At 67.3% G+C, this 17171-nt stretch carries 18 protein-coding genes; 10 read left to right on the top strand and 8 right to left on the bottom strand.

Annotated features, from left to right (window positions below; translation table 11 throughout):
- Window positions 1-77: 77 nt before the first annotated feature.
- The 4 genes from DTA15_RS11840 to DTA15_RS11825 form a co-directional block, all read right to left on the bottom strand.
- Window positions 78-701, bottom strand: coding sequence for an HAD family hydrolase (locus tag DTA15_RS11840; RefSeq protein ID WP_006482054.1), 624 nt, complete (start codon window positions 699-701; stop codon window positions 78-80).
- A complete protein-coding gene (locus DTA15_RS11835; protein WP_006482082.1) occupies window positions 698-1249 on the bottom strand; it encodes a cysteine hydrolase family protein in 552 nt (183 codons plus the stop codon). Before DTA15_RS11835 ends, DTA15_RS11840 begins: the two co-directional genes overlap by 4 nt.
- A 97-nt stretch (window positions 1250-1346) precedes the next feature.
- Entirely contained in the window at window positions 1347-3161 is a 1815-nt protein-coding gene (locus tag DTA15_RS11830) for an aminopeptidase P family protein (RefSeq protein WP_012492316.1), read from the bottom strand.
- Between the two features lie 18 nt (window positions 3162-3179).
- The gene (locus DTA15_RS11825) at window positions 3180-3434 is read right to left on the bottom strand and encodes a DUF1129 domain-containing protein (protein ID WP_006477062.1); all 255 of its coding nucleotides are present in this window, start codon (window positions 3432-3434) and stop codon (window positions 3180-3182) included.
- 171 nt (window positions 3435-3605) lie between these two features.
- Here DTA15_RS11825 and DTA15_RS11820 point away from each other — a divergent pair, with 171 nt between their 5' ends.
- From DTA15_RS11820 to DTA15_RS11790, 7 genes are all read left to right on the top strand, one after another.
- Window positions 3606-4370, top strand: coding sequence for a response regulator transcription factor (locus tag DTA15_RS11820; protein ID WP_006482057.1), 765 nt, complete (start codon window positions 3606-3608; stop codon window positions 4368-4370).
- A gap of 26 nt (window positions 4371-4396) precedes the next feature.
- Window positions 4397-5695: a glutamyl-tRNA reductase gene (gene hemA / locus DTA15_RS11815; protein ID WP_006482047.1), complete on the top strand. Its 1299-nt coding sequence runs from the start codon at window positions 4397-4399 to the stop codon at window positions 5693-5695.
- A gap of 92 nt (window positions 5696-5787) precedes the next feature.
- The gene (prfA, locus tag DTA15_RS11810) at window positions 5788-6870 is read left to right on the top strand and encodes a peptide chain release factor 1 (protein ID WP_006494405.1); all 1083 of its coding nucleotides are present in this window, start codon (window positions 5788-5790) and stop codon (window positions 6868-6870) included.
- A gap of 7 nt (window positions 6871-6877) precedes the next feature.
- On the top strand, window positions 6878-7720 hold the full coding sequence (prmC, locus tag DTA15_RS11805; protein WP_006482071.1) for a peptide chain release factor N(5)-glutamine methyltransferase: 843 nt from the start codon (window positions 6878-6880) through the stop codon (window positions 7718-7720).
- Between the two features lie 67 nt (window positions 7721-7787).
- Window positions 7788-8099 carry a Grx4 family monothiol glutaredoxin gene (gene grxD, locus DTA15_RS11800; protein ID WP_006477066.1) on the top strand — a complete coding sequence of 104 codons (312 nt, stop codon included), beginning with the start codon at window positions 7788-7790 and terminating at the stop codon, window positions 8097-8099.
- 24 nt (window positions 8100-8123) lie between these two features.
- A complete protein-coding gene (locus tag DTA15_RS11795) occupies window positions 8124-8720 on the top strand; it encodes a UbiX family flavin prenyltransferase (protein ID WP_006482052.1) in 597 nt (198 codons plus the stop codon).
- Window positions 8721-8922: 202 nt separating this feature from the next.
- Window positions 8923-9714, top strand: coding sequence for a DODA-type extradiol aromatic ring-opening family dioxygenase (locus tag DTA15_RS11790; protein WP_006494408.1), 792 nt, complete (start codon window positions 8923-8925; stop codon window positions 9712-9714).
- 111 nt (window positions 9715-9825) lie between these two features.
- Here the strand turns inward: DTA15_RS11790 and DTA15_RS11785 are convergent, their stop codons facing one another.
- Complete coding sequence (locus DTA15_RS11785) at window positions 9826-11424, bottom strand: APC family permease (RefSeq protein ID WP_006482046.1); 1599 nt, start codon at window positions 11422-11424, stop codon at window positions 9826-9828.
- Between the two features lie 420 nt (window positions 11425-11844).
- Here DTA15_RS11785 and DTA15_RS11775 point away from each other — a divergent pair, with 420 nt between their 5' ends.
- Window positions 11845-12048, top strand: a complete 204-nt coding sequence (locus tag DTA15_RS11775; protein ID WP_006477070.1) for a cold-shock protein — start codon at window positions 11845-11847, stop codon at window positions 12046-12048.
- Window positions 12049-12149: 101 nt separating this feature from the next.
- Here the strand turns inward: DTA15_RS11775 and DTA15_RS11770 are convergent, their stop codons facing one another.
- From DTA15_RS11770 to DTA15_RS11760, 3 genes are all read right to left on the bottom strand, one after another.
- Entirely contained in the window at window positions 12150-13400 is a 1251-nt protein-coding gene (locus DTA15_RS11770) for an Hsp70 family protein (protein WP_006482049.1), read from the bottom strand.
- A 189-nt stretch (window positions 13401-13589) separates the two neighbouring features.
- Entirely contained in the window at window positions 13590-14195 is a 606-nt protein-coding gene (locus tag DTA15_RS11765) for a nitroreductase family protein (RefSeq protein WP_006482064.1), read from the bottom strand.
- 155 nt (window positions 14196-14350) lie between these two features.
- Entirely contained in the window at window positions 14351-15634 is a 1284-nt protein-coding gene (locus DTA15_RS11760) for an MFS transporter (RefSeq protein ID WP_012492315.1), read from the bottom strand.
- 219 nt (window positions 15635-15853) lie between these two features.
- On the opposite strand from DTA15_RS11760, the gene DTA15_RS11755 reads away from it, so the two are divergent.
- Window positions 15854-16474: a TetR/AcrR family transcriptional regulator gene (locus DTA15_RS11755; RefSeq protein ID WP_006481919.1), complete on the top strand. Its 621-nt coding sequence runs from the start codon at window positions 15854-15856 to the stop codon at window positions 16472-16474.
- Window positions 16475-16550: 76 nt separating this feature from the next.
- Window positions 16551-17123 carry a DUF1415 domain-containing protein gene (locus tag DTA15_RS11750; protein ID WP_006481922.1) on the top strand — a complete coding sequence of 191 codons (573 nt, stop codon included), beginning with the start codon at window positions 16551-16553 and terminating at the stop codon, window positions 17121-17123.
- Window positions 17124-17171 lie beyond the last annotated feature (48 nt).

Here is a 17171-nt window from a genome sequence, read left to right as displayed (position 1 = left end):
GAGGCCGCATCCGGAACGGCACAACGAAAAAGCGGGCCCATGGCCCGCTTTTTTTCGCCTGGCGCTCGTCCCGCCGCTTACACCAGCGCGCCCAGCTCGCGCAGCCGCGCCTCGGTCGCCGCCGCGCTCGTGTGATGAATGCCGTGCCAGCCGAGCGCCGTGGCGGCCGCCGCGTTCTTCGCGTTGTCATCGATGAACACGAGTTCGTGCGACGCGATGCCGGGCAGGTGCGGCTCGATCCGCGCATGCATCTCGCGGTAGATCGCCGGATCGGGTTTCACGAGCTTCACGCGGCCCGATACGACGATGTCCTTGAACCGGCGCAGCACCGGGAAGTTGTCCCATGCATACGGAAACGTCTGCGCGGACCAGTTCGTCAGCCCGAACAGCGGCATTCCCTGCGCGTCCAGCCGGTCGACGAGGTCCGCGCCTTCTTCGAGCACGCCGCCGATCATCTCGTGCCAGCGCGCATAGAACACGCGGATCAGCGCTTCGTGCTCGGGAAACTTCGCGACGAGTTCGGCCGTGCCTTCCTCGATCGTCTGCCCGCCGTCCTGACGGACCACCCAGTCCATCGCGCACACGTGCGTGAGGAACCAGCGGCGCTCGGCGTCGTCGGGAATCAGTTCACGGTAAAGGTACTCGGGGCTCCAGTCGATCAGCACGCCGCCGAAATCGAACACCACTGCCTTGATCGTCATGCGAACTCCGTAGCAAGCACGTCCGCGAGCGGACGCGGCGTCACCGCGTTGCCCGACAGCGAATTGTTGTTCCAGATGAAGTGATGGTGCGCGACGATCTGCGCCGCCGACAGGTGGACGCGCTCGTTCGTCGTGTGCAGGTCGGACACGACGGTCGTCCGGTAGCCGAGCAACGCGGCGCGGCGTGCGGCCGAATCGACGCAGAACTCGGTCGCATAGCCGCAGATCAGCACCGAGCGGATGCCGTGGCGATCGAGCTGCGCCGCGAGCGGCGTGTCGTGAAACGCGTCGCTCGCCTGCTTGCGCACGCGCCAGTCGTCGCGACCGACGACCAGCCCCGCATGCAGTTCCCAGCCCGGCGTGCCGGGCACGACGTCGTCGTCCGCGTCGCCGTCGTGCTGCACGAAGCACACCGGCGCGTTCGCCGCGCGCGCCGCCGCCGTCAACCGGTTGATGCCCGACACCACGTCGTCGAGCCGGTACGCGGGCCGCGCCCGCTCCACCAGCCCGCGCTGCATGTCGACCACGATCACTGCAGTGTCCGCCATTGCCTGCCCTCGCTGTTATTGTCCGGCCGTCGTTCGATCGCTATCCGATCGCTGTCCGATCGCGATCAGCCGCTATCCGGCCCTGCCGCGCGTTGCGTCAGATCGGCTGCGTGCGCGCGTCGAGCCACGCCTTCGCGTCGCCGCTCACATGCCGGCCGACGCGCTCGCGCACCGTCGCGTGATACGTGTTCAGCCACGCGCGCTCTTCGTCGTGCAGCATCTCGATCAGCACGCAGCGCGTGTCGATCGGGCACAGCGTCAGTGTCTCGAACGCGAGGAAATCGCCGAATTCCGTCTGACCGGCCGCGCGGTTCACGACCAGGTTCTCGATCCGGATGCCCCACTGGCCCGGACGGTACACACCCGGCTCGATCGACGTGATCATCCCCTCTTCCATCGCCGTGTACGGCTCGGCCGGCGCGTAGTGCGAGATCACCTGCGGGCCTTCGTGCACGTTCAGGAAGTAACCGACGCCATGCCCGGTGCCGTGGCCGTAGTCGAGCCCGGCCGCCCACATCGGCGCACGCGCGATCGCGTCGAGCATCGGCGAGCGGATGCCGCGCGGGAAGCGGGCGCGCGACAACGCCATCATCGACTTCAGCACGATCGTGAAATCGCGCCGCTGCAGGTCGCTGACGGTGCCGACCGGCACGACGCGCGTGATGTCGGTCGTGCCCGTCACGTACTGGCCGCCCGAATCGATCAGCAGCAGGCCGTCGCCGGCGATCGTCGCGTGCGACTCGCGCGTCGCGTGGTAGTGCGGCATCGCGCCGTTCGCGTTGAAGCCGGCGATCGTCGCGAAGCTCGCCGACACATAGCCGGGGCGCCGCGCGCGCGCGGCCGTGAGCTTCTCCTCGATCGTCAGCTCGGTGATCGTTTCGCGATTGACGGCCTGTTCGAACCACGCGAAGAATTCGGCGAGCGCGGCGCCGTCATGCTCCATCGTCACGCGCACGTGCTCGATCTCGGCGGTCGTCTTGCGCGACTTCGCGAACGTCGACGGATTCACGGCCTCGACGAGCTTCACGCCGGCCGGCACGGCCTCGAGCGTGCCGAACGTCACGCGGCGCGGGTCGATCAGCAGCGTCGCGCCGTCCGGCAGCGCCGCGAGCGACGCACGCGCGGCGTCGTAGGCGCGGACGTCGACGCCATCCTGCGCGAGCGACGCAGCCAGCGCCGGCGGTACCTTGCCGTCGGCGACGAACAGCGTCGCGCGATCGGTGCCGATCATTGCGTGCGCAACGAATACCGGATTGAAGTTGACGTCGGCGCCGCGCAGGTTGAACAGCCACGCGAGATCGTCGAGCGTCGACACGAAATGCCACTGCGCGCCTTGCGCGTGCATCGCGCGGCGGACGTCGGCCAGCTTGCTCGCGCGCGTCGTGTCGGCCTGCGGCGCCACGTGCTCGAACACCGCATCGCCGGGCAGCCCCGGCCGCTCGGGCCAGATCGCATCGAGCAGGTCGACGTCGGTACGCAGCGCGATGCCGCGCGCACTCAACGCGGCCGTCAGCCCGCGCGCGGCCGTGACGCCGAGCACGGCGCCGTCGACCCCGACCGTCGCGCCCGCCGCCACGTTCTGCGCGAGCCAGTCGACGTGCGGCGCGCTCTGCTGCCCGCCCGTCATCTTCATCAGTTGCACGCCCGTGCCCGCCAGTTCGGCGTCGGCCTGCACCCAGTAGCGGCTGTCGACCCACAACCCCGCGAAGTCCGCGGTGACGACCAGCGTGCCGACCGAACCCGTGAAGCCGGACAGCCAGCGGCGCGCCTGCCAGCGTTCGGGCAGGTATTCGGACAGGTGGGGATCGGCGGACGGCACGAGATAGGCGGCCAGGTTCTCGCGGACCATGGCGTCGCGCAATAGCGCGAGACGGGCCGGCACCGGCGAGACTTCGGGGAGACGGGCATTCATGATTTCACCTGAGAGCATTCAGCGACGGGCCGACAGCGCGACCGTCACGGCTACGGCGAGGAACGCGACGCCGGTGCAGACCGGCCATTCGAGCGTCTCGCCATCGTAAAACAGTCCCGAGAGATTGCCGACCATGCGGGCGGCGGCCGCGCCCACGATGCCGACGAGCACCGCGATCCACCACGCCGGCCGGCCCGTGCGCCGCATCGGATGCAGCCAGCGGCCGAACAACCCGACGGCCGCTCCCAGGACAAGGATTCCAAACCAGTTCATTCGACGCCTTCTATAAATTCAGATTCGTCCCATAGGCGTGAACGTTGCCAGCGGCTAGCATCGATTCATCCATCGAACCCGAGACCAGCCGGGCGCCGCGAACATTCGAGTGTAGGGGCCGACTCGACGTTATGGCAAGCGCACACCGGCTGCCGTATTGAAGAAATTCTCATGCGAATCGCGCTGATCGATCCGGAGTCGCGTCACACCGCACTCCTGAACCGCCTGCTCTTTGCCGGCGGTCACGTGTGCCATGCTTTTCCATCCAGCGCCGCTTTCTTCGAGTGGCTCGCCGCCGACAACACCTGCGACATGCTGGTCACCGGCCACTGGGCCGGCGATCAGCCGGCGCAGGAAGTCATTCCGCGCGCGCAGGCGGTCCTGCCGGGATTGCCGGCCATCGCCGTGATGCAGTCGGCACGCGAAAGCGAAATCGTCTCGTGCCTGCACGCGGGCGCCGACGATTGCCTCGTGCGCCCCGTGAGCGGGCCCGAGCTGCCCGCGCGCGTCAACGCGCTGAGCCGGCGCGCCGGCGTTCGCCGGCCGCCCACCCGCTCGCGCGAAATGTACGGCGAATACGCGTTCGACGCCACGCACTGCCTCGTGCGTTTCGGCGACGCAATCGTTTCACTCACGCCGAAGGAGTTCCGTTTCGCGCAGTTGCTGTTCACGAACCTGTCGCGGCCCGTGTCGCGCGCCCATATCCTCGAAACGGTATGGGCGCGCCGCCGCGACATGAAGTCGCGCACGCTCGATACCCACGCGTCGCGGCTGCGCAGCAAATTGCAGTTGCTTCCGGAGCGCGGCTACCGGCTGCTGCCGCTCTACGGCTTCGGCTACCAGCTTGACCGCGTACCGATCGAGCCCCCAAATTCGCGCCCCCGCCACGCTGATGCCCGGTATGCGGCGAGTGAGGAAATCGCTGAAACGCTATAATATGGGGCTAAACGATAGCCCTCGATATGCAACTCCTCACGATCGGAATCAACCACCACACTGCGCCTGTCGCCCTGCGCGAACGCGTGGCGTTTCCGCTCGAGCAAATCAAACCGGCTCTCGTCACGTTCAAGAACGTGTTTCTCGGCCCGCAGGCGCCCAATACGCCCGAAGCGGCGATCCTCTCGACCTGCAACCGCACTGAACTGTATTGCGCGACCGACGATCGCGCGGCCCGCGAAGGCGCGCTCCGCTGGCTGTCGGAGTATCACCGGATTCCGGTCGACGAACTCGCGCCGCACGTCTACGCGCTGCCGCAGTCGGAAGCGGTCCGGCACGCGTTCCGCGTCGCCTCCGGCCTCGATTCGATGGTGCTCGGCGAAACCCAGATCCTGGGCCAGATGAAGGATGCCGTTCGCACCGCGACGGAAGCCGGCGCGCTCGGCACCTATCTGAACCAGCTGTTCCAGCGCACGTTCGCGGTGGCGAAGGAAGTGCGCGGCACGACCGAAATCGGCACGCAGTCGGTGTCGATGGCCGCGGCCGCGGTGCGCCTCGCGCAGCGCATCTTCGAAAAGGTGTCGGATCAGCGCGTGCTGTTCATCGGCGCGGGCGAAATGATCGAGCTGTGCGCGACGCATTTCGCCGCGCAGGGCCCGCGCGAACTCGTCGTCGCGAACCGCACGGCCGAACGCGGCCAGCGGCTCGCCGAACGCTTCAACGGCCGCGCGATGCCGCTGGCCGACCTGCCCACCCGCATGCACGAATTCGACATCATCGTGTCGTGCACCGCGTCGACGCTGCCGATCATCGGCCTCGGCGCGGTCGAGCGTGCGGTGAAGGCGCGTCGTCACCGGCCGATCTTCATGGTCGACCTCGCGGTGCCGCGCGACATCGAGCCCGAAGTCGGCAAGCTGAAGGACGTGTTCCTGTACACCGTCGACGATCTCGGCGCGATCGTGCGCGAAGGCAACGCGTCGCGTCAGGCCGCGGTCGCGCAGGCCGAAGCGATCATCGAAACCCGCGTGCAGAATTTCATGCAATGGCTCGACACGCGCAGCGTCGTGCCGGTGATCCGTCACATGCATACGCAGGCCGACGCGCTGCGCCGCGCCGAAGTCGAGAAGGCACAGAAGCTGCTCGCACGCGGTGACGATCCGGCCGCCGTGCTCGAAGCCCTGTCGCAGGCGCTGACCAACAAGCTGATCCACGGCCCGACGAGCGCGCTCAACCGCGTCAACGGCGCCGATCGCGATTCGCTGATCGACCTGATGCGCGGCTTCTACCAGCACGCGCCGCGCTCGAACGACCAGTCCGGCCACTAGCGCCGGCCGGTCGCCCTGCCGCCGGCCGCGCATTGCCCTGCCGCCGGCCTATCCTTTCCGAATACCCTTGCCCGGGAGCGCCGCTCCACACCATGAAGACGAGCATGCAACGCAAGCTCGACCAGCTGTCCACACGGCTGGCCGAACTGAACGACCTGCTGAGCCGCGAAAACGTCACGGCCGACCTCGACCAGTACCGCAAGCTGACGCGCGAACATGCGGAACTCGGCCCGGTCGTCGAGCAATACGCGTTATGGCGCCAATCGCGCAGCGACGAGGCGGCCGCGCAGGAACTGCTCGCCGATCCGTCGATGCGCGATTTCGCGGAAGACGAAATCCGCAGCGCACGCGAGGGCATGGCGCGCCTCGAGACCGAGCTGCAGAAGATGCTGCTGCCGAAGGATCCGAACGACGACCGCAACATCTTCCTCGAAATCCGCGCGGGCACGGGCGGCGACGAATCGGCGCTGTTCGCGGGCGACCTGCTGCGCATGTACCTGCGCTTCGCGGAACGCCAGCGCTGGCAGGTCGAAATGATGTCGGAGAGCGCGTCGGATCTCGGCGGCTACAAGGAAGTGATCGTGCGGATCGCGGGCCAGGGTGCGTATTCGCGGCTGAAGTTCGAATCGGGCGGCCATCGCGTGCAGCGCGTGCCGGCCACCGAGACGCAGGGGCGCATCCATACGTCCGCGTGCACGGTCGCGGTGATGCCGGAAGCCGACGAGATCGGCGAGGTCGAGATCAATCCGGCCGACCTGCGCATCGACACGTTCCGCGCGTCCGGCGCGGGCGGCCAGCACATCAACAAGACCGATTCGGCGGTGCGCGTCACGCACATCCCGACCGGGATCGTCGTCGAATGCCAGGACGATCGCTCGCAGCACAAGAACAAGGATCGCGCGCTGAAGGTGCTCGCCGCGCGCATCAAGGACAAGCAGTATCACGAGCAGCATGCGAAGGAAGCCGCGACGCGCAAGAGCCTGATCGGCTCCGGCGACCGTTCGGAACGCATCCGCACGTACAACTTCCCGCAGGGCCGGATGACCGACCACCGGATCAACCTGACGCTGTACCGGCTCGAGGCGATCATGGACGGCGATCTCGACGAACTGATCGGCGCGCTCGTCACCGAGCACCAGGCCGAGCTGCTCGCGTCGCTCGGCGAAGCCGACTGAGGCCACGATGCCCGACACCACCGCCGACGCCCTGCTGCGCACCTCGCCGCTCGACGCGGTCGATGCACGCGTGCTGCTCGCGCACGCGCTCGGCTGGACCCGCACGCAACTGATCACGCGCGGCGACGCGCCGCTCGACGCGGCCGCGGTCGAACGCTACCGCGCGCTCGAAGCGCGCCGCGTCGCCGGCGAACCCGTCGCGCAACTGGTCGGGATGCGCGAGTTCTTCGGCCGCCCGTTCGACGTGACGCCCGACGTGCTGATCCCGCGCCCCGAAACCGAGCTGCTCGTGGAAGCCGCGCTCGATGCGATCGACGGGCTGCCGCACGCGGCCGTGCTCGACCTCGGCACCGGCAGCGGCGCGATCGCCGTGTCGATCGCGGCCGAGCGCCCCGATGCGCGCGTGTGGGCGCTCGACCGTTCGCCGGCCGCGCTCGCGGTCGCGCAACGCAACGCCGACAAGCTGCTCGACGCACAGCGCCCCGGCGGCCCGCTGCACTGGCTGCAGAGCGACTGGTACGCGGCGCTCGATCCCGCGCTCGCGTTCGATGCGATCGTCAGCAACCCGCCGTACATCGCGCAGCACGATCCGCATCTCGCCCAGGGCGACCTGCGTTTCGAGCCGCGCGGCGCGCTCACCGACGACGCCGACGGCCTCAGCGCGATCCGCACGATCGTCGCGGGCGCCGGCGCCCATCTGAAGCCGGGCGGCACGCTCTGGATCGAGCACGGCTACGACCAGGCCGAAGCCGTGCGCGCGATCCTGGTGTCGCACGGCTTCGTCGCGGTCGAATCGCTGACCGATCTCGCCGCCATCGAACGCACGACCGGCGGCCGCCTGCCGGGCTGATGCCCGGCCCGCCCGGTTGAAATCCGCTATCATTTCGATCTAACGCCCCGCAAACGCAAGGTCAGTCATGGACACCCAACAACGTATCAAGCAAATCGTCGACGAAAACCAGGTCGTGCTCTTCATGAAGGGCAACGCGCAATTCCCGATGTGCGGCTTCTCGGGCCGCGCCGTGCAGGTGCTGAAGGCCTGCGGCGTCGACCAGTTCAAGACCGTCAACGTGCTCGAGGACGACGAAATCCGCCAGGGCATCAAGGCCTTCTCGAACTGGCCGACCATCCCGCAGCTCTACGTGAAGGGCGAATTCATCGGCGGCTCGGACATCATGATGGAGATGTACCAGTCGGGCGAACTGCAGCAACTGTTCGCCGCCGCGTAACACGCGGCACCCGTCCCCCTTTCGATGGCATCTTCCAGCGCGCCGCCACGCCGGCTGATCGTCGCGATCACCGGTGCCACCGGCGCGATCTACGGTGTGCGGCTGCTCGACCTGCTGCGCGCCGCCGGCGGCGTCGAAACACACCTGCTGATTTCGAACGCCGGCTGGCTCAACATCCAGCATGAACTGAAGCTGCCGAAGGCCGACGTCGAAAGCCGTGCGGACGTCGTGCATTCGGTGCGCGACGTCGGCGCGACGATTGCGTCGGGCTCGTTCGCGACCGATGGCATGGTGATCGCGCCCTGCTCGATGAAGACGCTCGCGAGCGTTGCGCACGGGCTGTCCGACAACCTGATCACGCGCGCGGCCGACGTCACGCTGAAGGAGCGCCGCCGTCTCGTGCTGATGGTGCGCGAAACGCCGTTCAACCTCGCGCATCTGCGCAACATGACCGCCGTCACCGAAATGGGCGGCATCGTCTTTCCGCCGCTGCCGGCGTTCTATGCGATGCCGAAGACGATCGAGGAACTCGTCGATCAGACCGTCACGCGCGTGCTCGACCTGTTCGCGCTCAGCGCGCCGCTCACGACACCGTGGGCCGGCATCCGGCACGCGCAGTAAGCCACGCCTCTTCTGCGCGCATCTCCGCCGATCCACACCACAACTCCGTCGATTCCATGCCTTCCGATGCCAGTCGGCAGTCGGAAGCCCGCTATCGCCACGATTATCAACAAGCAGGCGCCAATCAAATTCCAGCGCGCCGATTTATCAATGCGCGGTGCGCGCCTATAGTCACAGGCAAACTCTTTCGCAGGTCACCACCATGAACCGCTTGCCTTCGCTGTACCTGTCCCACGGCGCGCCGACGCTGCCGATCGACCCGGCGCTGCCGTCCGGCGCGTTCACGCACCTCGGTGCCGAATTGCCGCGCCCACGCGCGGTACTGATGCTGTCCGCGCACTGGGGCACGCAGCGGCCGGTCGCGAGCGTCGCCGCGCATCCGGACACGATTCACGACTTCTACGGTTTCCCGCAGGCGCTGTACGACATCCGCTATCCAGCGCCGGGCGCGCCCGACGTGGCCGAACGCGCGGCCGCGCTGCTCAACGCAGCCGGCATCGCGACCGCGACGACCGAACACGGCCTCGATCACGGCGCGTGGGTGCCGATGCTGCTGATGTTTCCGGAAGCCGACGTGCCGGTCGCGCAACTGTCGATCCAGCCGCGCGCGGACGCCGCGCATCACTTCGCGCTCGGCCGCGCGCTGCGGCCGCTGCGCGACGAAGGCGTGATGGTGATCGGTTCGGGGCAGATCACGCACAACCTGCGCGCCGCCGATTTCGGCGCCGCGCCCGAGGATGCGGACCCGCGCGTCGCGGAATTCACCGACTGGTTCGAGGCGAAACTGGCCGCACGCGACGTCGACGCGCTGCTCGACTACCGCCGGCAGGCGCCGCACGCGGCGCTGATGCATCCGACCGACGAACATCTGCTGCCGGTCTTCACGGCGCTCGGCGCGGCGGACGACGACTACCGGCTCGGCATCCAGTCGCTCGGCACTTACCAGCGCGTGCTCGCGATGACGAACTACGTGTTCGCGAGCGCCGGCGCCTGAACCTGAACGGGGGCGCCACCGCCGGGCCAGTAAAAAGCCCGCCCGAGCATCGCTCGGGCGGGCTTTTTTCGCTGCATCCTGCCGCCGCCGAATCCGGCGGCAGGTCAGGCGTCAGGCACCGACCCCTTCGAGGATCTCGTCGTGCGACTCGCGCTCGTCGAGATACTGGGTCCGGTAACCGGTATTCACGCCCCAGAAGTAGAACACCAGCGAGATCGCCGCGACGACCAGCATGTCCCAGCCGTACGGCAGCAAGCCATAACCGCCGAATTCCTTGCTGCCGATCAGCGACAGCACGGCCATCGTCGGCAGGTACGCGACCAGCCACCATGCGGCCTTCAGGTCGGCGCCCCAGCCGGTCCAGCCCGACTTCGCCTGGAAGAAGAAGTACACCGGCAGCGCAACGATCATCAGCAGGATGATTTCACCCGTCAGCGGCCACTTCGCCCAGTACAGGATCAGCGACGCGCACACGAACGCGAACGGGGCGATCAGCTTCATCAGCGGAATCGACAGCGGGCGCTCGATGTCGGTCGCCGAGCGGCGCAGCGCCATCAGGCTGATCGGGCCGGTCAGGTACGAGATCACCGTCGCCACCGAGATCACTGCCGCGAGCGAGCTCCAACCGCGGAAGAAGAACAGGAAGATGAACGACACGAGCAGGTTGAACCACATCGCCTGGCGCGGCACGCCGTAGATCGGGTGCACGTTGCCGAACATCTTCGGCATCGTGTTGTTGCGCTCCATCGCGTAGATCATGCGGGTGGTCGTCGCCATGTAGGTCGTACCGGTGCCGCTCGGGCTGATGAACGCGTCGACGTACAGCAGGATCGCGAGCCAGTTCAGGTTCAGCGCGATCGCGAGTTCCGCGAACGGCGACGAGAAGTTGAAGTGCGCCCAACCCTTCGCGACGTCGGCCGGGTTCACCGAGCCGATATAGGCCATTTGCAGCAGCACGTAGATCACGAGTGCGAGCAGGATCGACGTGATCACCGCGAACGGCACGCTGCGCGCCGGATTGCGCGCTTCACCGGCCAGGTTCACCGGGCTCTGGAAGCCGTTGAACGCGAACACGATGCCGCTCGTCGCGACCGCGGTCAGCACGGCCGACCAGCCATACGGCGCGAAGCTCGTATTCGACGCGGTGCCGAGGTTCTCCGCGTGGAAGCTCGTCAGCATCAGGCCGAGGATCGTGAGGCCCGGAATCAGAAACTTGAAGATCGTGATCGCGGTGTTCGCCCGCGCGAAAGCCTTCACGCCCCAGTAGTTCAGCAGGAAGTAGACGACGACCAGCACGGCCGACAGCAGCAGACCGAGAGTCTGCAATTCGCCGTTCACGAACAACGCATGCGCCCACGGATACGGCCACGTGCTCATGTACTGGATCGACGCTTCCGCCTCGATCGGGATCACGGATACGATCGCGATCCAGTTGGCCCACGCGCTGATGAAGCCCACCAGCGAACCGTGCGAGTAGCGCGCGTAACGCACCATGCCGCCCGACTCGGGGAACATCGCGCCCAGTTCCGCATACGTCAGCGCAATCGCCAGAATCACGACCGCGCCGATGATCCATGCGCAGATCGCCGCCGGACCGGCGATCTTCGCGGCTTTCCAGGCACCGAACAGCCAGCCCGAGCCGATAATCGAACCCAGCCCCGTCAGCATCAATGCAAACGGGCCGATGTTCCGTTGAATAGAACTCTTCACATCCTCTCCTGTGTCTCAAAAAGCATGGTCGGCCTGCGGTCCGGGATCGGCTCGGACAGCATCGCGCACGCATTCTTGGGGGGACGGTCAACCCGATCGGGGCAACCCGTCCACGCGGCGCGTAGTTTAACGGTTGCACCTCGAACGTGGCGCCAAAATCGATCGGCCCCTACAAAAAATTCGCATCGCTTGCAAGCTTTGTAAACCCGATCTCCGCAATAACCCTGAGAGCATGGGAATACGGTTGACCACCAGACCGATTAGCCGTATAAAGGACTTCGCAGGATTTCAAGTGGCGAGTGAATTGGTTCTTTCGTAGTTCGCCCATCAACGGTACTCCGGTTGGTCCTATTACCCCTTCCTTGATTTTCCGCACCCCATGGGCTTCGGCCCCGTTTTATCTTTTTAGGAACAAGTAACATGGCAACCGGTACCGTCAAGTGGTTCAATGACGCAAAGGGCTTCGGCTTCATCACCCCGGAAGGCGGCGGCGACGATCTGTTCGCGCACTTCTCGGAAATCCGCGTCGAAGGCTTCAAGACGCTGCAAGAAAACCAGAAGGTTGAATTCGAAGTGAAGACGGGCCCGAAGGGTCTGCAAGCTGCGAACATCCGTCCGGTCTAAGCTTGGCGCGATAATTCGTGTAAAAAAGCCCCGCTTCGGCGGGGCTTTTTGTTTTTGTGCGCCGGTCGTCCGGCATGGCGGCTTATAGCCGCCCGCGCCGCTCAGCCGAACAGGCGCTGCGCGTGAATGCCGAGCCCCGTCGCGACACTCGCCAAGCGATCGCCGAACACCGGCTGCGCATCCGGAAACGCGCCGGCGAGCGCACCCGACAGGAACGCGAGCCCCGTCGAACCGCCGGTGAAATACAGCGCACCGACGTCACGCGGCGCGACGCCCGCGAGCCGCACCGTTTCGCGTGCGGCATCGACGATGCGCGCGGTATCGTCCTGGCTCGCGTCGACGAGGCGATCCGCGTCGAACGCGATCAGCAGATCCTCTTCCACGTCGTTCAGGTCGATCATCGTCTCCCCGCCCGCCGCGACACCGATCTTCGCCTCTTCCGCGCGCGCCATCAGCGCATGCCCGAGCCGCTGCTCGACCACGCTCGTGAGCCGGTCGTACTGCCGCACATCCTGGTACAGGTGCTTCATCAGCTTCAGCTCGCCGACGCGCTTGGGCGTGTAGACGGTATTGATCAGGTGCCAGGTCGCGAGATCGAGGTAGATCTTGTTCGGCAGCTCGCGCCCTTCCGGGTCGAGCGAACGGTAGCCGAACGCGGGCAGGATCGCCGCCAGCTCGACCCGCCGGTCGTAGTCGGTGCCCGCGACGTGCACGCCGTGGTGCGCCAGCACGTCGTCCTTGCGTTCGAGCCGCGCCATCCGCTGCGGGCCGACGCGCACCAGCGAGAAGTCGGACGTGCCGCCGCCGATGTCGGCGACGAGCACGAGACGCTCGGCCTGCTGGCGCGACTCGTAGTCGAACGCGGCGGCGATCGGTTCGTACTGGAAGTGAACGTCCGCGAAGCCGACCGAGCGCGCAGCCGCCTCGAGCTGATCCTGCGCGAGCCGGTCGGCGCGCGGATCGTCGTCGACGAAGAACACCGGCCGGCCGAGCACCGCGCGGCCGATCGGCGCGCCCGCGCGCGCTTCGGCCTTGCGCTTCAGGTGCGTCAGGAAGCGCGCGATGATGTCGGTGTAGGCGATCGCGCTGCCGTCACCGAGATCGGTCGTCGTTTCCGCGAGCGGCGAGCCGAGGATGCTCTTCATCGAGCGCATCAGCCGGCCGTCGAAACCGTCGATATAGGAGGCCAGCGCCGCCCGGCCGTATTCGACCGTCTCTTCGTCGTTGTTGAAGAAGATCGCGGTGGGCAGCGTCAGGTGGTCGCCCTCGACGGGCGCGAGGCGCATGCCATCGCCGTCGGGCAGCGCCACGGCGGAATTGGACGTGCCGAAATCGATCGCGCAGTAAGTCATGGGAAATTGCCGCAGCAGGGCCGGCGCGAAAACGGAAAGGACGGGCTTTTTAACATGAAGCCCGCGGGATCACAACCGGGGCCGGCCAGCGGCGCCGCGCAACGGGCGCCCGGTGGCGACGGCGCGCGCCGTGGCGCGCCGCGAACATGCGCGGACAGGATGCGCGACGCAGCCTGCCCGCCCGCGGGATCAGGCTGCCGCGTCGAAGCTCTTCTTCCACGCACCCGCGTAGACGACTTCGCCGATCGCATGGCGCGTACGCGGCGCCTTCTCGCGATCGCGCAGCACGGGATCGAGCTTGTCGACGTTGCCGTAGTGGCCGAGCGAGATGATCGACACGATCGCGACGTCCGCCGGAATCGCGAACGCGTCGCGGAATGCCTTCGGGTCGAAACCGCTCATCTGGTGCGCGGCGAGGCCCAGCGCGTGCGCCTGCAGCACCAGCGACATCGCGGCAGCGCCGGCGTCGTACAGCGCGGTCGGCGCCGGCTCGCCCTTCGGCGTGAGCGTGTGCGCGGTGACCGCGATCAGCACCGGCGCCGGTGCATTCCAGCCCTGGTTGAACGGCACCAGCGTCGCGAATGCGCGCTTGAACGCGTCTTCGTCCTGGGTGCGATCGAATACGATGAAACGCCACGGTTGCGCGTTGTACGCGGACGGGGCCCAGCGTGCCGCTTCGAGCACCGCGTGGAGATCGCCGGCGCTGACGGGCTCATCCGAATACGCGCGCGGGCTCCAGCGGCCCGCGATCAGATCGTGAATCGAAACAGTGGTGGGAGCAGGTTTGACGGACATGCGGTTCCTCGCTGACATCGATGAAGGGGCGCGAACGCCCGGCGAACCGCAAGCATACCCGCTTGAGCGACAGCGCGCCCGATCCCGCCGCGCTATGCAAATCTGCGTGCGTGCAATGGCCGGCCGCGGCGGTGCGGCCGGCCGGTCCGCCGCGATCAGGCCGCCTGCGCGGCCGCGCGCGACGGGCCGCGGTTGATCCGCAGCACGATCAGCGCGCCGACGATGCACAACCCGCCCGAGATCATCGACGCGATCGTGTAGGTGCCGAGGCTCGCGCGCAGCAGCCCGGCACCGAGCGCCGCGAATGCCGCGCCGAGCTGGTGGCCGGCGACGATCCAGCCGAACACGACCGGCGCCGCGGCCTTGCCGAACACGTCGGTCGCGAGCCGCACGGTGGGCGGCACGGTCGCGATCCAGTCGAGCCCGTAGAACATCGCGAACAACGGCAGCCCGAAGAAATCGATCCCGAACGCATGCGGCAGGTAGATCAGCGACAGCCCGCGCAGCCCGTAGTACCAGAACAGCAGCACGCGATTGTCGTAACGGTCCGACAACCATCCCGACAACGTCGTGCCGAACAGGTCGAACACGCCCATCGCCGCGAGCAGCGACGCGCCCTGCACCTCGGTCATCCCGTAGTCGCTGCACATCGCGATCAGGTGCGTGCCGACATAGCCGTTGGTGCTCGCACCGCAGATGAAGAAGCTGAAGAACAGCAGCCAGAAATCGCGCGAGCGGCTCGCCATCAGCAGCGTGCGGAACGCGACCGCGAGCGGATTCTCCTTCGTCGCGTCCGGCGCGGGCGGCGCATCGGCCGGCTCGCCGTACGGGCGCAGCCGCACGTCGGCCGGCCGCTCGGGCAGCAGAAACGCGACGAGCGGAATCACGATCGCGGCCGCCACCGCGACGACCAGCACGACCGGCCGCCAGCCGTGGCGCTGCGCGATCGCCGCGAGCATCGGCAGGAACACGAGCTGGCCGGTGGCCGTGCTCGCGGTCAGAATCCCCATCACGAGGCCGCGCCGCGCGTGGAACCAGCGCGTGACGAAGGTTGCGGACAGCGTCAGCGCGACGACGCCCGTCGAACAGCCGACCATCAGCCCCCAGATCACGACCATCTGCCAGCTCTGCGTCATCATCGACGACAGCGCGACGCCCGCGCTCATCGTCACGAGCGCGGTGAGGATCGTCGGGCGCAGCCCGAAGCGCTGCATCGCGGCGGCCGCGAACGGGCCCGTCAGGCCGTACAGTGCGATGTTCACCGAAATCGCCAGCGAGATCGCCGCGCGGCTCCAGCCGAGCTCGCGTTCGAGCGGCACCATCAGCACGCTCGGCGTCGCGCGCGTGCCGGCTGCCGCCAGCAGGATCAGGAATACCACCGCCGCCGCGAGCCATCCGTAATGGAAGCGCCCGCCGATTCGTGTCACTGCCCAGTTCATCTTCATGTTCTCCAGTTGACGGTTCCGGTGTCGTCGCACCCGCTCCGTCCCAACCAGGCCACCTCCGCCGCGCATTTCAACATCGGCTGACCCGGGCCGACGCTTGGCATTCGTCTGTTGATCCGGCCGCGATTGTTACCGACCGGTCACAATTGTGTTGCGATCGTAGTGACCAGTCGGTAACATGTCAAGCAATTCACCACGAAGTCGAGGGTCATCATGTCGGGCATCGAGGTCGCCAAACCGCCGGCACGGCGCACGCGCCGGCCGATCGACGGCGCCACCGCGCAGGAGCACCTGCTGCGCGCTGCCGAGGAGCTGTTTTACAAGGAAGGCGTGCGAACGGTCGGCGTCGAGGCGGTGGTGGAGCGCGCGGGCGTCAACAAGATGAGCCTGTACCGCCAGTTCTCATCGAAGGACGAACTGATCCTCGCGTATCTGGAACGGATGGACGCGTGCTTCTTCGAGCGGCTCGACACGAGCGCCGCGAAGCATCCGGGGCAGCCGAAGGCGCAGTTGATCCAGTACTTCGTCGATCTCGCCGAACGCGCGACGCAAAAGGACTATCGCGGCTGCCCGTTCGTCAACGTGGCCGCCGAATTCCCGGACGCGTCGCATCCGGCGCGCGAACGCGTCGCGCAGAACAAGGAACAGCTGATGAAACGGCTCGTCGCGCTGTGCGAAGGCGCCGGCGCGCGGCAGCCGAAGGCGCTCGCCGATGCGCTCGCGCTGGTGGTCGAGGGCATTTATGCGGCGAGCCAGACCTACCGGCACGGCGAAACGCCGATCGGCACCGCGCCCGCGCTCGTCACGCAGCTGATCGAAGCCGCCTGCGCATGACGGGCCGCGCGCGTTCGTCGCCGGCGTGCCCGCTACAATGCGGCCCTCGCCGCCCCTCCGCCCGACTGGTATCACGATGACCGACACCCACCCCGACTCGCACGACGACATTCTCGCCGCCACGCGGCACTGGCTCGCGCGCGCGGTGATCGGGCTCAACCTGTGCCCGTTCGCGAAAAGCGTCTACGTGAAGGAACAGGTGCGCTACGCGATCAGCGAAGCGACGACCCTGGAGGATGCGCTCGCCGAACTCGAAACCGAGCTGCGCTTGCTCGACGCGGCGGACCCGCAGCAGGTCGATACGACGCTCGTGATCTACCCGCATGCGTTCGCCGATTTCGTCGACTACAACGATGCGCTGTTCTTCGCCGAGCGGCTCGTTCAGCAATTGCGGCTCGACGGCGTGCTGCAGATCGCGAGCTTCCATCCGCAATACCGGTTCGACGGCACCGAACCCGACGACATCGAGAACTACACGAACCGCGCGCCGTATCCGATCCTGCACCTGCTGCGCGAGGACAGCATCGCGCGCGCGGTCGACGCGTTTCCGGACGCGTCCGCGATCTACGAAAAGAATCAGGAAACGCTGCGCCGCCTCGGCCACGAAGGCTGGCGCGAATGGATGCGCCGGCCGGGCGACGACGTGTGACGCGGCGTGTCACGTGCGGCGTGCAACGTGCGGCGCGAGCGCCATGCC

Origin of the sequence: Burkholderia cenocepacia, from assembly GCF_900446215.1 — a bacterium.
Taxonomy (GTDB): Bacteria; Pseudomonadota; Gammaproteobacteria; order Burkholderiales; family Burkholderiaceae; genus Burkholderia; species Burkholderia cenocepacia.
Note: the sequence above shows the minus strand (reverse complement) of the source record. Positions and strands in the feature narration are given on the sequence as shown.